2 protein-coding genes are annotated in these 1,617 nt (G+C 70.2%); both read left to right on the forward strand.

The features are described 5' to 3' along the window. The first annotated feature begins 29 nt into the window (after positions 1 to 29). Positions 30 to 1,484, forward strand: a complete 1,455-nt coding sequence (locus tag ACMZ42_RS27015) for a hypothetical protein (protein WP_415733425.1) — start codon at positions 30 to 32, stop codon at positions 1,482 to 1,484. Continuing rightward, on the forward strand, positions 1,484 to 1,617 hold a 134-nt coding region (locus ACMZ42_RS27020; RefSeq protein ID WP_415733426.1), incomplete at its 3' end, for an inorganic diphosphatase. The genes ACMZ42_RS27015 and ACMZ42_RS27020, both read left to right, overlap by 1 nt.

Below are 1,617 nucleotides of genomic sequence, written 5' to 3' on the forward strand. Positions count from 1 at the left end.
GAGCAGGTGCGCCGGGAGGGAAACGCGCGATGACCGGCTCTGCACGTACGGGCAGCGCGGTGTCCCTCCGTGACCGGGCGAGGGCTCTGCCCCGGCCCGGCCGGTCGCAGCGGGCCAAGGCGGAGGAACGCGAGGAGCACGTACGACGGGACGCCTTGCACCTGCTGCGCGGCGGGCGGTGCGCGGTGTGCCGTGAACGGGACGAATCGGCGACACGCTGGCTGTCGTACTTCGTCACGGAAAGCCACACGGAGGAGGGCACCTGCACGCGGGTCCAGGCCTCCGTGGGGCTCTGCCCCGCCCACACCCGGCGCCTGCTCGCCGACGCCTCGGCCCCATGGCTGATGCCCCAACTCCTCGACCTGGCACTGACCGGAGGCACGCAGCTGCTCGGTACGCCCGACACCCGCCGCACGCGGTGCCCTTGCTGCGCGGCAGGCGATGACGCCACTCAGCGGGCGATGGAAACACTGCTGCGGGCCTTCGATCACCCACCGGTCCGGGAAGCGGTGCAGGACGGTGCGGTCTGCCTGCCCCACCTTGCCGTGCTCGCCACCCGCGTCCCCCACGCGTACGGATTCGAGCTCGCCGGATCGGCATCCGCAGCGCTCGACGGTGAACGACGCGAAACAGCGTGGCTGGCCGGTACGGACGAGGACGCGTGCGTCCGCGCCATGTTCCACCGTCGGATCGACCCCCTCCTTCTCGACGAGGAACGACACCGGCAGCGCTCGGCGACCAGCCGGTGGAAAGCTGACGTGGGCATGGACTGCTGCCCGCTGTGTCTGGCCGAACACCGTGCCGCCCGCCGCCTGTTGACGTGGACCGCGACGGCCACGGGCCGGGGCGGGCCCGCACACGAGGAGTCCGTGCTGTGCGCGCGTCACCTCCACGACCTGACAGCGATCGGCGGGCCGAACGTCCAAGCCGTTCTCTCGGAGAACCGCAGTCAATGGGACGCACGGCTCAACCGATTCCGCAGACTGCTCGGCGAAGGCAGGAAAGGGCACGCCCATACGGGTCCCTGCCTGCTGTCCGAGCCGCGCTGCCGCGCCTGCGACGAGGAACGCGAGGCCGTCCGGCGGCAGGCGGCGCTGCTCACCGCTCAACTCCACGACCCCGTGCACGCCCGTGAGTACGGGCACGCACACGGTATCTGCCTGCGCCACGCCCTGGATTGGCAAGGACCACAACCGCCCCCGGTACAGGAGGTGTCGGCCGCCCGGCTCGCGCTGCTGCGCTGGGAGATCGACGAGGCCCTGCGCAAGCAGGACTGGCACACGCGGCACGAGGTCAAAGGCGGCGAGACGAGCGTGAGCGTGCGCGCACCGACACTGCTCGACGGCCGGATCTACGCCGGACTGCCCGCCCCGACCGAAGACGTTCCCGCCACGACCACATGCGTTCCCACCCCGACCGCATACGTTCCCGCCCGATCCGATGACGTTGCCGAGAGCCGACGTCCCGTCAACAGGAGGCCGTAATGGAATTCGATGTGCTGGTGGAGATCCCGCAGGGATCCCGCAACAACTACGAGATGGACCACAAGCTCCACCGCATCCGGCTGGACCGTCTGCTGTTCACCTCCACCAAATACCCGGCCGACTACGGCTACAT

Origin of the sequence: Lysinibacillus sp. NPDC056185, from assembly GCF_047737915.1 — a bacterium.
Taxonomy (GTDB): Bacteria; Bacillota; Bacilli; order Bacillales_A; family Planococcaceae; genus Lysinibacillus.

Excerpts from the sequence above, each read along its gene's own strand:
- ACMZ42_RS27015 (WP_415733425.1), top strand. The coding sequence starts at position 30 with ATGACCGGCTCTGCACGTACGGGCAGCGCGGTGTCCCTCCGTGACCGG.